Origin of the sequence: Microbacterium profundi (assembly GCF_000763375.1) — a bacterium.
Taxonomy (GTDB): domain Bacteria; phylum Actinomycetota; class Actinomycetes; order Actinomycetales; family Microbacteriaceae; genus Microbacterium; species Microbacterium profundi.
In genome coordinates, this window is sequence record NZ_JPSY01000002.1 from 211,869 (window position 1) to 227,840 (window position 15,972).

General features: G+C 64.3%; 13 protein-coding genes. 10 read left to right on the forward strand and 3 right to left on the reverse strand.

Annotation, left to right across the window (positions count from 1 at the left end; all coding sequences use genetic code 11):
• Positions 1 to 31: 31 nt before the first annotated feature.
• Together JF52_RS0111555 and JF52_RS0111560 are read right to left on the reverse strand one after the other, a co-directional pair.
• Positions 32 to 1,501 (reverse strand): aldehyde dehydrogenase family protein, encoded by a 1,470-nt coding sequence (locus JF52_RS0111555; RefSeq protein ID WP_235272419.1) that lies wholly within the window; start codon positions 1,499 to 1,501, stop codon positions 32 to 34.
• A gap of 11 nt (positions 1,502 to 1,512) precedes the next feature.
• A complete protein-coding gene (locus JF52_RS0111560) occupies positions 1,513 to 2,616 on the reverse strand; it encodes an alcohol dehydrogenase catalytic domain-containing protein (protein ID WP_033106735.1) in 1,104 nt (367 codons plus the stop codon).
• A 234-nt stretch (positions 2,617 to 2,850) separates the two neighbouring features.
• Here JF52_RS0111560 and JF52_RS0111565 point away from each other — a divergent pair, with 234 nt between their 5' ends.
• From JF52_RS0111565 to JF52_RS0111610, 10 genes are all read left to right on the forward strand, one after another.
• Positions 2,851 to 3,528: a type 1 glutamine amidotransferase gene (locus JF52_RS0111565; protein ID WP_160175056.1), complete on the forward strand. Its 678-nt coding sequence runs from the start codon at positions 2,851 to 2,853 to the stop codon at positions 3,526 to 3,528.
• Positions 3,529 to 3,740: 212 nt separating this feature from the next.
• Entirely contained in the window at positions 3,741 to 5,258 is a 1,518-nt protein-coding gene (locus JF52_RS0111570) for an APC family permease (protein ID WP_052166994.1), read from the forward strand.
• 204 nt (positions 5,259 to 5,462) lie between these two features.
• On the forward strand, positions 5,463 to 6,851 hold the full coding sequence (locus tag JF52_RS0111575) for a glutamine synthetase family protein (protein ID WP_033106737.1): 1,389 nt from the start codon (positions 5,463 to 5,465) through the stop codon (positions 6,849 to 6,851).
• 29 nt (positions 6,852 to 6,880) lie between these two features.
• Positions 6,881 to 7,645, forward strand: coding sequence for an SDR family NAD(P)-dependent oxidoreductase (locus JF52_RS0111580; protein WP_033106738.1), 765 nt, complete (start codon positions 6,881 to 6,883; stop codon positions 7,643 to 7,645).
• Positions 7,645 to 8,361: a gamma-glutamyl-gamma-aminobutyrate hydrolase family protein gene (locus tag JF52_RS0111585; RefSeq protein ID WP_033106739.1), complete on the forward strand. Its 717-nt coding sequence runs from the start codon at positions 7,645 to 7,647 to the stop codon at positions 8,359 to 8,361. The genes JF52_RS0111580 and JF52_RS0111585 overlap by 1 nt, the downstream gene beginning before the upstream one ends.
• On the forward strand, positions 8,354 to 9,529 hold the full coding sequence (locus JF52_RS0111590; RefSeq protein WP_033106740.1) for a cytochrome P450: 1,176 nt from the start codon (positions 8,354 to 8,356) through the stop codon (positions 9,527 to 9,529). The genes JF52_RS0111585 and JF52_RS0111590 overlap by 8 nt, the downstream gene beginning before the upstream one ends.
• A 1-nt stretch (position 9,530) precedes the next feature.
• Positions 9,531 to 9,737 carry a ferredoxin gene (locus tag JF52_RS0111595; RefSeq protein ID WP_033106741.1) on the forward strand — a complete coding sequence of 69 codons (207 nt, stop codon included), beginning with the start codon at positions 9,531 to 9,533 and terminating at the stop codon, positions 9,735 to 9,737.
• A complete protein-coding gene (locus JF52_RS0111600; protein ID WP_052166995.1) occupies positions 9,734 to 10,882 on the forward strand; it encodes an NAD(P)/FAD-dependent oxidoreductase in 1,149 nt (382 codons plus the stop codon). Before JF52_RS0111595 ends, JF52_RS0111600 begins: the two co-directional genes overlap by 4 nt.
• A gap of 148 nt (positions 10,883 to 11,030) precedes the next feature.
• Positions 11,031 to 12,401, forward strand: a complete 1,371-nt coding sequence (locus JF52_RS0111605; protein WP_033106742.1) for an aldehyde dehydrogenase family protein — start codon at positions 11,031 to 11,033, stop codon at positions 12,399 to 12,401.
• Positions 12,398 to 14,056, forward strand: a complete 1,659-nt coding sequence (locus JF52_RS0111610) for a diflavin oxidoreductase (RefSeq protein ID WP_052166996.1) — start codon at positions 12,398 to 12,400, stop codon at positions 14,054 to 14,056. Before JF52_RS0111605 ends, JF52_RS0111610 begins: the two co-directional genes overlap by 4 nt.
• On the opposite strand, the gene JF52_RS0111615 is transcribed toward JF52_RS0111610, so the two are convergent.
• A complete protein-coding gene (locus tag JF52_RS0111615; RefSeq protein ID WP_084595817.1) occupies positions 14,050 to 15,903 on the reverse strand; it encodes a helix-turn-helix domain-containing protein in 1,854 nt (617 codons plus the stop codon). The genes JF52_RS0111610 and JF52_RS0111615 overlap by 7 nt on opposite strands.
• Positions 15,904 to 15,972 lie beyond the last annotated feature (69 nt).

Sequence of the window (15,972 nt, forward strand, 5' to 3'; positions counted from 1 at the left end):
CTTTCTCTTGCGGATGATGTGAATGGACGATCTAGATGGGCAGGGAGGGGTCGTCGATCCCAACGACCCGACGCCCCTGGTAGAAGGCGACGCCTTGAGCAGGGCCGTGACCACCTACCCCGGACGTGCCCCAGAAGGTCTGCTGTGATTCGCCTGCCAGGTCGGCCATTTTGGTGCCGTTCACCCTGACCTCTCCGGCGAGAAGACGGCCCCCGGCCTGGATTGCTTTGTCTTCGTCTGCGCCGAACACGAACGCGTCCAGCCCGCCACCAACGGCGTTTGCATCGGAGATGGCATCAGCGACGTCGTCGTAGGGGTGCACAGTCACTGCCGGGCCGAACAGTTCTTCCGATGCCGCAGCAGCAGGAAGCCCCGTGATCACAGCCGGGGCGAAGAACCAACCATCCGCCGCCGGCGTCGTTCCGATGCGGAGCACCCGTGCCCCTCGAGCTTCATGTTCAGCAACGGCGGCCTCGAGGCGGTCGCGATGTGCTTCGTAGGCGAGAGGCCCGAGGTCACAGTCGGGTTCGAGCGAGTGCATGATCCGAATGCGCTCCGCCTCGGCCACGAGCGCATCGGTGAGCGTATCGTGCATGGACCTCGGGACGAGAACCTTCCCGGGCGCTTCGCACCACTGCCCGTTCAGGCGTGTCATACCCGCGATGAGCTCAGACGCAGTCCTCCCCACATCTGCGCCATCGAGGACGAGGGCGGGATTGTTCGACCCGAGCTCGAGCTGCACGTTGGCAAGGGACTCAGCGGCTGCGCGGGCGACCGCTCGGCCAGCGGCGAGACCTCCCGTGAAGGTGATGACACGAACCCGAGGATCCGAGGTCAGCGCACTGCCGACACTCGCGCCACCGTGAACGAGCTGCACCGATGCGGCTGGGAGGGCGCGGGCATCCAACACCTGAACGAACAACGCGAACGCAATCTGCGCTCCTGCCGGAGTCCATTCGGACGGCTTCAGAATTGAAGGCGAGCCCGCGCCGAAGGCCGCGGCGAGCTTGGAGACAGCGACGAAGGTCGGCGCGTTCCACGGCGCGAGAATCAGAGTCGGACCCAGGGAACGGTTCAGCAGGCGGACGGTGCGGCCCGATGCAGGCAGTTCCTTACCGTCCCCGAGGTTCAGTACTTCTGCGGCCAGGGACCGCACCCGCGCACCGAGGGAGCCCGCCAGCATGCGAGTGGTGGAGAGGGGGTTGCCTGTGGATAGCGAATCCTGCAGTGCGATGTCGTCAGCTGCGTCATCGAGAAGGGACGCCCATTCTCCGAGGGCGGCAGCGCGGGACGCGGGGCCCAGATCGTCGAGGATCTGCGCCGTGAACAAGCGGTCCGCCGCGGCGATGGCATCCGCTACCGATTCGGTGGAGTTCTCACGCTGAGGGCCACGCCGTGCCCCCGTGTTCGGGTCGTGAAGCGAACCAATCTCGTGGTCCGGGACGGCCCAACGGCCATCGATCCAGGATCGCGTCTCGACAACCGGTACTGAGACCGTCACATCGTTTCCTCTCATTCGAACGACACCACCGTGCGGATGGTCTCGGGGGAGCACATCGCTTGCAGCCCTGCGTTGATGTCGGAGAACGGGATGATGGACGTCACCATCGCGCGCAGGTCGAGGACGCCGCGCTCGTACTGATCGACAAGCATCGGAACGTCGGCGAGGAACTGATTGGCTCCCATGTAGGCGCCCTGGATGCGGCGGTCGCCTTCGATGAGAGCACCGGCATCGATGCTGATGCGCTTACCTGCCGGCATGAGCCCCAGAATTGTGGCAACGCCGCGCGGTGCGAGCAGATCGAATGCGAGTTCGGCGGTTTCTGGTCGCCCAACCGCTTCGAACGAACGCGTCACGCCGTTCGGGATGACCTCTCTCACGGCGTCGATGACCTCCGACATCGTTCCGGATACGACGACATCAGTCGCCCCCATCTCGGTGGCAAGGAGCAACTTCTCCGGGTGCAGGTCGATGGCGATGACTCTCCGTGCCCCGGACATGCGAGCGGCTTGAATCGCGGCCATGCCGACACCGCCACATCCGATGACGGCGACGGTGTCATCGGGGCCCACCCGTGCGCCGTGCGTGACCGCGCCGACGCCGGTGCTGATGCAACAGCCGAGGAGGCAGGCGACGTCCAGACCAACAGTGTCAGGCAGCACCGCGAGCGAGGCTTCATCGAGTACGAACGCTTCCGCGAACGTGCCCATCCCGCCCAGCATTGACACGGGCGTACCGTCTTCGGTCTCCAACTTCGGACGCTCCCGGTGGCGCCGCTGCGATGTGCGCTCACAGAGCGTCGCATTGCCTGACACGCACTTCGGGCACGCGCCGCAATTGGGGGTGACGGTGGCAACGACCCGGTCGCCAACCTTCACCCGATCTACGCCTGGCCCGACACGTTCGACGACGCCAGCGACCTCGTGACCGAGGACAGCCGGCACATCCATGGGGAGAGTGCCATCGGCGTAGTGGAGGTCGCTGTGGCACAGCCCGATGGCGCCAGAGCGCACCAGCACCTCACCGTGAAGCGGCTCATCGAGGAGCAGCGTGCGATGGTCCAGTGGTGCCCCCGGGCTGTGCAGCACCGCGGCGCGGATCGGCAGTCGTGCCATTGCGACGTCCTCCTTGGAGCTCTTCGATGGGCTTCCAAGGAATAGTCATCCTCAGATCCAGTTCGAGGCGGTGCGCCTGGCACGCTGTTCGGGTCGGTGGTGTGCGCCGAGCACATGCCCGTCCGGTTGCCTTGTGGTGAAGTGTGTGCTGGCCCTATCCCTGCGCTTAAAGGAGCACCCATGACAGACACCTCTGCATCCCGCCGCCCCACATTGCTTGTCATCCAGCCTGACGTGAAAGCCGATCTGGAGCGGCTCGGTGAGTGGATCGCCGAGGAAGGGGTCGATGTCACCGTGGTGCGACCATTTGACGGGGATGAGATTCCCGATCTCGGTGAGGTGGATGGGCTCGTTGTGCTCGGCGGCGGCATGGGAGCGATGGACGTGGACGATTTCCCATGGCTTGAAGGCATCAAAGAGCGCCTGCGTGAAGCTGTGGCCACGGAGCTGCCGACGCTGGGCATCTGTCTTGGTGCGCAACTGCTCGCCGACGCGACAGGTGGACATGTTCGCCGCGGTGACGCTGGCCTGGAGAGCGGGGTCGTCGCCGTGGATTGGCAGCAGGAGGCCGAGAACGATCCTCTTGTCGCCGGTCTCCCCCGCCCGCTGCTGGCGGGCGCGATGCACTTCGACGGCATCGTGAGCTTGCCCGAGGATGCGGTGCTGCTGGGGACGGGAGAGAAGTACCGTCACCAGGTGTTCCGTTTGTCCTCCGCGTGGGGAGTGCAGTTTCACCCAGAGATCTCTCCGGCGCGATTCGAAAGCTGGCGTTCGTTGATCCCGGACGAGCACCGCTCCGCTTATGACGTCCAGGCCGAGGAGTTCAAGTCGTCCGACGCCGCTGTGAAGGAAGGGTCGAAGGCCCTCGCCGAGCGCTTCGCGAACATCGTTCGCGCCCGAGCGCAAGGGTAGCGACGCTTTGTCCGCAGGCTCCGGCGTCTGAACCATAGGCGCGGCGCACATATCGTTCCGTTGACATGGTCGCAGGGGACACACCGCGCCGCGTCAAGCGTCAGTAGTTTGCCGCACATCCCGATTGAGTGAACGAAGGCGTTCACAGCGTTCAGGTCTCTTGAACGGGAGTACCCACTTGTCAGGCAACATGCACTGAGAGGCATACCCGAATGGCGACAAACACCACACGGCGGGCGACCGCGCAAGTCTCAACCGACCTGCTCAAAGGCTCGATCCGATTCTTCACCATCGTCCTCATGGTCACCGCGGCCGCGGCCCCGCTGGTCGTCGTATCCACCTACATCCCGATCTCGTTCGCCAACGGCGCGGGCATGTCGACGGCGTTGACCTACGTCGCTGCCACCCTGATCCTGCTCGTGTTCGCGGTCGGTTTCGCTCAGATGGCCAAACGGATCACTGCTGCCGGCGCTTTCTACAACTACACGACGCAGGGTCTCGGACGACCGATTGGCTTGGGCGCCGGATGGACCGTCATGCTTGCTTACAGCATGATCGTTCCAGCCATCAGCGGTGGGTTCGGATACTTCATGTCAGCGATGCTGGCAAATTACTTCGGGTGGGCCGTCCCATGGTGGGTATGCAGCGTCGCGGGCGTCATCCTCATGTTCGTGATCTCGTACTTCAAGGTCACCCTCACCGGAAAGATCCTGGGCGTTGCGCTCGGCCTCGAGGTGCTCGTCGTCTTCATCGTTGCGACAGCGGTAGTCGTTCAGGGCGGAGCCCAGGGGCAGATGCCGGAGGCATTCAATCCTGCCGGATGGCTGGCAGCGCCAGCTATCGGTATCGGGTTCTTCTTCGCGTTCTGGTCGTGGATCGGTTTCGAGACGACGGCGATCTACGGCGAGGAAACAACCGACCCCAAGCAGTCAGTCCCCCGAGCCACCTACATTGCCGTGATCACACTCGGTGTGTTCTACAGCTTCGCGGCCTACGCCGGCATCGTCGGATTCGGCGACCAGACCATGGAGCAGGCCGGCACCCTCGTCGGCGACTACTACTTCGTCCTCGCTGACATGTACACCTGGCATTTCATGCGCGTGCTCATGGACTTCCTCGTGATCACCGGATTCTTCGCGTGTGCGTTCGCTTTCCACAACAACGCCTCCCGGTACTTCTTCTCCATGGGGCGCGACCGCATCCTGCCTGCAGCGCTCGGACGTACGCACGACAAGCACAAGTCTCCATACGTCGCGAACGGGGTCCAGGCAGCCATCGCGATCATCGTGATCCTCCTGTTCGCTCTTGGTGGCGCGGACCCGCTTCTGCAGCTGGGTGGCTGGTTGCCGATCTTCTGCACCGCAGGCGTTGTCTTCGTGCAGCTGCTGGTCTCCCTCGCGGTGATCTTCTACTTCAACCGCGTGGGCCGCTCCGGTCCCGGCGCGACATGGAAGACGCTGGTCGCTCCGGCCATCGGGGTTGTCGCACAGGCCATAGTGCTGGTCCTGCTTGTCGTCTACATCCCGTTCCTCGCCGGCGCGGATGTGGTGGTCGTCAACCTGATCCCGCTCTACGTTCTGCTCATCGCCCTCGCCGGCGTCGTCTACGCCTTGTACCTCCGTAAGCGCCGACCCGAGCAGTATGCCCGGATCGGGAAGATCTACGACGAGGAGGAGTTCCCCGACGCGCTCGATGCGACGGTCGGGGGAGAGTCTCCCGCTCGGCCTTAATCACCGCACCTGACGAACGCCCGGGCGAGGCTTCAGTCTTGCCCGGGTGTTTGTCGTTAAGTGGCTCCTGGGCCAACCCGTACGTCGTGCACCGCGAAACTGGGAACGATGTGCGCGGCGCACATATTGCAGCGTTCGCGGCGCCGATAGCCTCGCTGCACGCTCTTCATACTCACCATCAATGCAAGCTGGAAGGCAGGGCACATGAACAATGAGGTTCTGATCGAAGATCCGAAGCGCTACGTCGAGGAGTTCGTCGCGGAGCACGGGATCAAGGTCATCAAGATCGGTGCACCCGACATCGACGGCCTCTGGCGTGGCAAGCGTCTTTCGGCGAAGTACTTCGTCGAGTCCGCGTACAAAGCCGGAACGAACATCTGCAACATCCTCTTCGGTTGGGACATCGAAGACGCCAGCATCCCGAACCTCACGTTCACGGGCTGGCACACAGGGTACCCGGATGTGAACCTGCGTCCCGACCTCACAACGCTTCGACTTGTGCCGGGTGAGCCGGGGGTGGCCTCCGTCATCTGCGACCTTTACAACCCCGACGGCACACCGCTGGAGCAGTCGCCTCGCGGCGTCTTGCGTCGTATCGTCGACCGTGCTGCATCCCTTGGGTACACGCCGATCTGCGCATACGAGTTCGAGTTCTACCTGTTCGAAGGAACGCCTCGGGAACTCGCGCGACGCACCTGGCGCGACCTGGAGCCGATCACCAACGGCAACCACACCTACAGCGTCTACCGCGACTCGGGCACCGAGCACGTGATCGGACTCATCCGCGATCAGCTCGCAGAGCAGGGCGTATTCATTGAGGCCAGCAACAGCGAACACGGCGCTGGACAGTTCGAAGTTAACATCCACTACGGAGAGGCCATCCAGGCGGCGGACAGCGCCCTGCTCCTCAAGCACACCGTGAAGGAGATCGCCGCAGCCCACGGGCTCACTGCGTCGTTCATGGCCAAGATCAACCCCGGGCAGGCGGGCTCGTCCGGACACGTGCACCAGAGCCTGATCAGTGCCGAGGACGAGGACGCCCTGTTCGCGAACCCCACCGCCCCGGGCGAACTCAGCAGCATCGGAAGCGCCTACCTCGCCGGGCTCGTCGCCGGGTCCCGAGACTTCACCGCTCTGTACCTTCCGACCGTCAATTCCTACAAGCGGGTCGAAGGCGGACAATGGGCAGGATCCAGCGCCACATGGGGCGTCGACAATCGCACTGTGGCCATCCGCAGCATCCCCTCGGCGGGGGCTGCTGCACGTGTGGAGAACCGCATCGCGGGAGCCGACGCCAACCCCTACCTGGTCCTCGCCGCCAACATCGCGTCGGGCCTTAGCGGCTTGGAGAAATCTCTTACCCCGCCTGAGGCCGTGACCGGCAACGCGTACGAGCAGGACAGCAGTGCCGCTCTTCGTCTGCCGCACACGCTGGAAGCGGCCACCGCTGTCTTCGCTGACAGTGACCTGGCGAAGGAGTACTTCGGTGAGGAGTTCGTCCGCCACTACACGGAGACCCGCCAGTGGGAGGTGCAGCAGTTCCACAAGGCTGTCACCGACTGGGAGACGTCCCGCTACCTCGAGCACATCTAATCCCCAACAAGCCAAGAAAGAGAACGAATATGGGAAATCGACTTGAAGGACGTTTCGCCGCGGTCACCGGAGCCGCGTCCGGAAACGGTCGCGCTATCGCTGAGAAGCTGCTCGATGAGGGAGCATCGCTCGCTGCTATCGACCTGAACCCGGATGCCCTCGAATCGGTGTTCGGCGGTCGCGAAAACGTCATCAACATCCAGGCGAACGTCGCCGATGAGGACAGCGTCCGTGCCGGTTTCGCGAAGGTCGCCGACGAATTCGGACGCCTCGATGTGCTGGTCAACAACGCCGGCATCGTGAAGTTCGGCACTTTCGAGGACCTTTCCGTCGCGGAATGGGATCAGGTGTTCGCCGTGAACTCCACCGGTCCGTTCATTGTGTCCCGCGAGGCATACAGTCTCCTGCGAGCTGGCGACGGTGATCACACGCGCTCCATCGTGAACATCACCTCGGTCGAAGCGCACATCGTGATCTCCTCCAGCGGCCACCCCCAGATCCACTACAACGCTTCCAAGGGGGCCCTGCTGCAGCTCACCCGCGCTCTGGCTGTCGAGGCCGCTTCCTCCGGTATTCGAGTCAACGCGGTCGCGCCCGGATTCATCGAAACGCCGTTCACGGCGGAGGCACTCGGGAAGGAAGAGGTCCGCAACTGGCTGCTCGAGCGTACCCCGATGGGACGCATTGGCAAGCCCGAGGACGTCGCCAACGGCGTGGCATTCCTCGCCTCGGACGAGTCGAGCTGGGTGACCGGGACGACGCTGTTCGTCGACGGCGGTTGGACGATCTACTGATGCCTCGTCCACTCATCGCAGTCACCGCGGACCGGAGCGTGCAGCAGTCCGCTTTCGGTCCGCGTGACTCCACACTTCAGGTGCTCAGCTACGCCGAAGCCGTTGTCTCTGCGGGCGGCCGACCGGCGATCCTCCCGGCGACGGAGGTGATCCCGGAGGACCTGCTCGACGGTTTCGACGCTCTGCTGCTCACCGGTGGCGGCGACTTGTCCCCGGAGATGTATGGGCAGGCGCCGGACGAGACCGTTTACGGTGTCAGCCCCTTCCGTGACCGTTTCGAGACGGCCCTTGTGCGTGACGCCCGGGAGCGAGGACTGCCGATCCTGGCGATCTGCCGGGGGCTGCAGCTCATCAACGTCCTGCGCGGGGGCACGCTCATCCAGCACCTCGACGGCCACTGGCAGACTCGCCCGTCGAACGAAGCGGACCACGAGATCGCCGTCGAACCGACATCGCTCCTTGCGGGCATCGTCGGAGAGCGGATGGCTGTGAACAGCTACCACCACCAGGCCGTAGCGCGTCTGGGCGAGGGGTTGACGGTCACCGCACGCGCAGGCGACGTGGTCGAAGCCTTCGAGGACGCGTCCGCCAACCTCATCGCAGTGCAATGGCACCCGGAGCACCTGTTCCTCACCTCAGCAGACAACCATGCTCTGTTCGACGACCTTGTTCGCCGGGCGAGCGCGTATACCGAAAGGAAACCGGCTCATGTCTGACAACGAAACCCTCGCCGAGTTCGACTTCCACGGCAAAGCACTCGACACGATCTTCGACGACTACGCGCAGATGCACGAGTCGAAGCCTGTCGGTCGCAGCTCGAAGTACGGCGGGTTCTGGTACATCTGCAAGAGCGAGGACATCTTCGACGCGGAGCAGGACCCGCAGACGTGGTCGGTGGGCCCGTCGATGCTGCTGCCGTCGTTCGGCACGGAGATGCCGCTGATTCCCATCGACATCGACCCGCCCACGCATGCGGGCTTCCGCAAGCTGCTGCTTCCGATGTTCACTCCTATGGCGATCAACAAGCTCGAACCGGGCATGCACTCCACGGCCATCGAACTGTCGGATCAGGTGAAGAGTGCGTTCGAGGACAGCGATGTTGTCGACGTGTCGGCTCTCTTCGCGCGTCCCTACCCGACGATCATCTTCAGCCGACTCGCGGGGTACCCGGAGCAGGACTGGCCTCTGTTCGACCAGTGGATCGACGACATCATCTACGAGCGGACCAAGTCTCCCGAGAAGGCGAAAGCCGCCGGCGACGACCTCATCGCCTACGTGCAGCGCCTCATCGACGACGGGCGCGCAGGGAAGGCGCTCGAGGGCATCACCGGCGAGCTGCTCAATGCAACAATCGACGGACGTCCACTGACTGATGACGAGTTGGTCTCCTACGGATATCTGCTGTTCCTCGCGGGCCTGGACACCACAGCGTGGGCGATCCGCTCCTCGCTGTGGTACCTCGCCCGCAACAAGGAAGCGCAGGCGCTTCTGCGCCGCGAGCCCGAACGGATCGTGGATGCGGCTGAGGAGTTCCTGCGTACGCTGTCGCCTGTCCAGGCGATGGCGCGCACCGCGAAGCAGGACACCACGGTCCGCGGGCAGGAGATCAAGGCGGGCGAGCGTGTGGTGCTGGTGTTCGGCGCGGGCAACCGCGACCCGGAGATCTACGACAACCCCAACGACATCGACATCACTCGCGAGAACAACCGGCACCTCGCGTTCGGCGGCGGTATCCACCGGTGCCTGGGCTCAAACCTCGGACGCAAAGAGCTCGTGATCTCCCTCGAGCACTTCCTGGCCACCATCCCGGAGTTCGAGCTGGCCGAGGAGGAGCCCTGGCATGGTGTCGGGTCGCTGCGGCTGCGTCTGACAGGAGGCGAGTGACATGACGAAGATCTGGGTGGACCCGGCCCGGTGCCAGGGGCACGCACGGTGCTTCATGATCGCCCCAGAGACCTTCTACATCGACGATGAAGGATACGGGCATGTCGTGGAAGGACGTGAGGGCGCCTACGAGGAGGAGAACACACGAAAAGCCATCCGGAACTGCCCTGAGCGCGCCATCAAGCTCGTCGAGACGGAGGACGCGTGAGCGAGTCGCTAGTCGTGGTCGGCGCTTCCGTCGCGACCACGGCGTTCATCGAGCGGCTGCGGGAACTCGGCAACAGTGCGCAGGTCACGGTCATCGACTGTGACCCCGACGCCCCGTACGACAGGCCCCCGCTGTCGAAGCACTACCTTGTCGAGGGTGAGGCGGATGAGATCGCCGTTGACTGGAGCGACCTGAATGCCGAGCTTGTCCGTGCACGAGCCACGAGCGTGGACACGTCGGCGTCGGTAGTAAGGGTCGAGTACCCCGATGGGCGCGTGGGTGCTGTCCCGTTCGGCCAACTCGTGATCGCCACGGGCGCGAGCGCCGCACGGCTACCTATCGAACCGGAGGACACCACGGTGCTGCGAAGCGCCGCTGACGCCCGGCAACTGCGTGAGCGCACTGCGAACGGCGAGTCTGCGGTTGTCATCGGCGCGGGAGCCATCGGTGTGGAGCTCGCCTCCTCGCTCGCCGCCCGCGGATCGAAGGTCGCGCTCCTGGACCGAGCCGCAGGGCCCCTGGAGCGACTGTTGGCCGGCCACCTGGGCCAAGAAACGTCTGCTTGGCTCGCTGGTGCGGGCGTGGCATGTCATTGGGAGGCCGATATCGCTCGCATTAGCACCACTGACCGCGGCTGGGAGGTGGAGCTCCGAGACGGGCCCGTACTCATAGGTGACGTCCTCGTCAGCGCCGTGGGTGCCCGTCCTGCTGTCGGGTGGTTGGAGGATAGCGGTCTCCTCTCGCAGGGCGCTTTGCTTGTAGACGCCGATGGTCGCGTCCTTCAGGCAGGGACCGTCGTCCCGCACCTGTTCGGTATCGGTGACGCGGTCACGCGCATGCGCGACGGCGGTCCGGGCCAGCGCACGGAGAGCTGGGCCGAAGCTCGACAGCAGGGTGCACACCTCGCGGAGCTGCTCACCGGCGTGAACAGGCAGCCGGCGCCGCCGTCCTACTTCTGGACGGAAGTCGCAGGACGCAAAGTCCAAGTGGTCGGGGCGCTGCATCCGGATGCCGTGCCGGTGCTGGAGTTCGAGAACCCGGAGCGCGGAGCGACGCTTCACCGCTACGACGCGCCGGACGGCACAAGCGCGTGGATCGGCGTCAACGCGCAGCCGCGTATTGCGAGGCTACTCACCGCGGCGTGACGGCGTCTCGTGAAGCGAAGGGGGCATGTGCATCGCGCACATGCCCCCTTCCGTTTTCGTACTCCGTGCACGCTCGATCCGTCGTCGTATGAGCCAAGGTGGGACAACTGAAGCGGGCGAGCGACCCGTATACGGCGGAAGAGGACCGATGACGAACCTGACAATTCCCGTATGGAACCCGGCGACTGAAGAGCAGATCGACGAGGTGCGGGCGTTCACCCGCGCTGACGTTGACGTCGCTGTAGAGCGAGCGGTCGCTGCGCAGAGAAGCTGGGCACGCCTTCCTATCGCGCAGCGCCAGCGGTTCCTGTTTGACCTCGCTGATGCGGTGTCTCGCCATCGGGAGGAGCTGGCCAGCCTCGAGTCGCGCGATGTGGGAAAGCCGATGACGGCGGCGCTCGCTGAGGCTGACAGCGTCGCTGGGGTGTTCCGCTACTACGCCGGCACCATCGACAAGCTCACCGGTGAGACCATTCCCGTAGACGGAGGCGTGGCAATGACCTTCCGTGAGCCCATCGGGGTCGTCGGGGTGATCACACCCTGGAACTTCCCCCTGCCCATCGCCAGCTGGAGCATCGCGCCTGCCCTCGCGGCTGGCAACGCCGTCATCGTCAAGCCGGCGAGCATGACCCCGCTGTCCACCGTCCGGTTCGGCGAGCTCGCCGCGGAGGTCTCCCCGATTCCGCACCTCCTGCAGGTCGTCACGGGCGGCGGTGCAGAAGTGGGCTCCACTCTCATCGAGGACTCGAGGGTCGGAAAAATCAGCTTCACCGGATCGACCGAGGTGGGGCGATCCATCCTCCGTTCCAGCGCTGACACCATGAAGCGCGTCACCCTCGAACTCGGCGGTAAGTCCGCGAACGTCGTCTTCGCTGACGCCGACATCGCCAAGGCGGCAGCATCCGCGCCATGGGCGGTGTTCGACAACACCGGTCAGGACTGCTGCGCACGAAGCCGCATCCTCGTGCAGCGACCAGCTCTTGACGAGTTCCTTGAGAAGTTCGTCGCCGCCACGAGTGCTCTGCGGATCGGAGACCCGTCGCGGCTGGACACCGACCTCGGTCCCCTGGTGTCACAAGAGCACCGCACGACCGTCGAGTCCTTCCTCGACGACAAGCTCGACGTGGTCTTCAAGGGATCCACCCCGGACGGGCCCGGCTACTGGATGGCCCCTCACATAGCCGTCGATCAGGACGGATCTACCCGCGCAGCCCGGGACGAGATCTTCGGCCCGGTCGCCGTGGTCATTCCCTTCGACACGGAGGAGGAGGCTGTGCGGCTCGCCAACGAGACGATCTACGGTCTTAGCGGCTCGATTTGGACCAGCAACGTCGGTCGCGCGCTTCGCGTCGCGAGGGGTGTGGAGAGCGGGACCTTGTCCGTGAACTCGAACTCCTCGATCCGTGTGCAGGTTCCGTTCGGTGGTTTCAAGCAGTCCGGTATCGGACGTGAGTTGGGGATGGAGGGCGTGCGCGGCTTCACGGAGCCGAAGTCGGTCTTCATCAACACCGAGTCATGACCATGCAGTTGAGCGTCGCTGAGGGGGAGACGACGATGGCCGCGTCAGACGCTGCGGAACTCACCATCCTTTTCGGGAGCCAGACCGGCAACGCGGAGTACCTGGCGTTCCAGATTCACGGGAAGGCGGAGAAGGCGGGCACTAACGCGCATTTGGCGTCCCTTGAGGACTGGCTGCACTCAGGAGATCGGCAGCTCCAGCGGCTTCTGGTCGTGACCTCTACGCACGACAACGGCCATATGCCGGACAACGCGGCAGAGTTCTGGGGCTGGCTGCAACAGCTCCCCGCCGGAGTCTTCGAAGGACTGCCCTACGCGGTCCTCTCCATCGGCGATTCCATGTACGAGGACTTCTGTAAAGCCGGCCACGACATCGACCAGCGGCTCGAAGAACTCGGAGCCGTTCGAATCGTCGAGAGCATCGACTGCGACATCGACTTCGAGTTCAGTGCCGAGCGATGGGCGAAGCCGGCAGTTCAGCAACTGCTCGACGCGCAGCCCTGGGAGGGTGCGGTCTCTGTCGACCCTGAGGACCCGGGTCAATCCGTTGCAGAAAAGCAGGCGCCCTCGGACCGGGACCGGACCGCCAGGGTGGTGGCAACCCAGCAGCTGTCCAAGCCTGGCTCCGCGAAGTACGTCGCTCACTACGAACTCGCGTTTGATGAGCCGTTTACCTACGCGCCCGGTGATTCCCTCTCGGTTTTTCCGAAGAACTCCGGCCGTCTGGTGTCTCAGTGGATTGACGTCTACGGGGACCAGGTAGTTGACGGGAGGGCACTCCGGGATATCCTCACGCACGACGTCGAGCTGCGTCTGGCACACCCGGGGCTCATCGTCGGTCTGTCGCGGCTGCAGCCGGACAACAGTTCCGTGAAAGAGATCATCAACCTCATCCAATCAGGCTCTCGGGAGCGCCTGGACGCATGGCTGTGGGGTCGCGATGTTCTGGACGTCGTCACGGACCTCGGCTGCGAGAGCGTCCCTGTGGCGGACATCCTGGCGGAGCTTCGGCCTCTCCAGCATCGTGACTATTCGATCTCCTCCAGCCCGCTCCTCGATGACGGCAGTCTGCACATCACCGTCGCGGGGGTGAAGTATGAGCAGGGTCGTGGCGAACATCAAGGAACCGCAACCGAGTTCCTGCGCGAACGTGCTGAGGACGGAGCGGCGTTCACGGTCCGCCGCGTGCCCGCGCACGAGTTCACTCTCCCTGCCGACGACCAGCCGGTGATCATGATCGGGCCGGGTGTGGGAGTCGCGCCGTTCCGAGCATTCCTGCGGCATCGCGATGCCACCGGTGCCTCCGGCAGCAACTGGCTGTTCTTCGGGGATCAGCACCGCGCCTTCGACTGGCTGTACGAGGACGAGTTCGAGGACTTGCGAACACGAGGCGTGCTCGACCGGCTCGACGTGGCCTTCTCCCGTGACCAGGCGGAGAAGCTCTACGTGCAGCACGTCATGCTCGATCACGCAGATCAGTTGAGGGAGTGGGTGGACTGTGGAGCGTACATCTTCGTGTGTGGGGACAAGACGCGCATGGCCGCAGACGTCGACCTGGCGCTGGTGGACATCCTCGGCGAAGGTGACTCGTACGCGGGAGAGCAGCGTGTGGCCGCCCTGAAGGCGGCGGGTCGCTACGTCAAGGACGTCTACTGAGACGCAGGCGAACCACCGGCCCTGACGCTCGCGACCCGAGCCGCGAGCGCCAGGGCCGACCATTCGGTCCCCGACCCTAACGCGACACCTAGCTCGTGCTCGATACGCTGCATCCGCTGACGCAATGTGTTGCGGTGGATCAGCAGTTCTGTCGCGGTCTCTTGCACCGAACCGCCCCATGCGGCTAGAACAGCGAGAGTCTTCACGAGCTGAGTTCCCTGCTTGAGGTCGTACTGCACCAGCGGTTCGAGCATCCCCACAAGCGACACCACGGTCGGTGCCAGGTCGCGGATGACATCACTCAGCGGCAGCATGCCGCGAACCTCCTGGTAGGTTGCCAGCGACACCGGCGAGGTCCGACCGTACACACCTGCCCACTCAAGGGCGCTTCGGGCGTTGTCGATTGCCTGGCGAATGCCGTCTGGCGCGGTCGTAACGGACCCCACCCCGATGGAGGCTCGAAGGCCCGCTCCTTCCGCAAGCCGCTGGGTGGCTTGGAACAGCTGCGAGCTCAACTCCGGCGCCAGGCGACCTCCGGGCGCATCAGCGAGCACCACGCCCCACGTGGAATGCAGGAGTACGACCGCGCGATTCCCGGCGGCCACGCTGAGCGCATCCTTCAACGCTCGGCTGGCTGTTTCCCAGTCACTCTTCACACTGTGAACACGAACGAGGATCGGACAGACGGGGCCGTCCAGTCCCAACTCTCCCAGGATGCTCGCCGCTTCGTTATCATCCTGTGTGAACCGGAGCCTCGTCGCCAAGGAGGACCCTACGGAGTTCAGGTCCACCGCTTCGAGAAGCACGCCGAGTTGCATGGCCAGCGCGCTCAGCCGCTCCACATCTCGGGAGCGGAAGCGCGCCGTGCGATAGCAGGTGAGAATTCCGCGGGAGGCGCCCACACCGAGAGCGACTGACATGTGTTCGAGGCCCCCGCAGTGCTGTTCAATGCTGCTTTGAGCTGCGGGACGGGAATGTGTTGACCACACACGCTCGCCGGCATCCGTGCGTGACGCGAACATGATCGGGGTCGCAGCGTTCTCGCGCCGGCTCATGTACTCAAGCACGCACACCTGCCCGTCGATGAGTTCGAGGACGCGCTGCGCGGCGAATTCAAGCGCCGGGACCAGAGACGTTCGTGCGGCGGTGGGGAAGTCCAATAGGAAGTGAGCGATTGCGGACTGATGGTTGAGGTCGTTCACTGTTTCCGCGCGAGCAAGTCCCGTCGCGAGCAGACGGCCCACCTCGACCGCGATGGCCAATTCGTCCTGGCCGAACGCGTCCTCCTCGGTGGAATACAGGGCGAACACCCCGCGAAGATTGCTTGACTCATCAGCGATGGGCGCGGCGAGTACCGAGTGGAACTCGTCCTCCTCGATGCTTGCGAAGGGGATGAAGCGGGGGTCTTCTGCAGGCGCTCGGTTGATGATCAGGGACTCCTGGCGCATCGCTGCCCAGCCTGCAATCCCTTCCCCGAGGCGTAGACGGATCTCGTCGATACCGGTCTGTTGCGGCACCTTGGTCGCCACCCGAAGAACGAGCCGTTCGTCCTCCTCATCCCACAGGTACACGAACACGGCTTTCGTGTCTGTCGCGCGCGCGACCAGCTGCACCGCGTCCTCGGCAAGCTCGACCGGATCGCGTCCTTGAGCGAACAGCAGCACCAGCTGCGACAGAACCGCCGCACGGCGTTCGGCGAGAACATCTTTACGATCCGATGACAACTGCGACACCTTTCCTGATCGGTGCAGACTCCTTTGCCCTGTCTCGTGACTGTAGGACGCGAGGGGCATCATCGCTTGTGCCCGACACACGCCGCCGTCCGCGTCAGTGTGCCTGATGCACATAGTAGACGGTCGCGGGGATGTCAGAGTTCTGCTGTTGGTGCCGACGAGGGCACACCAAGGAAGGTGAAA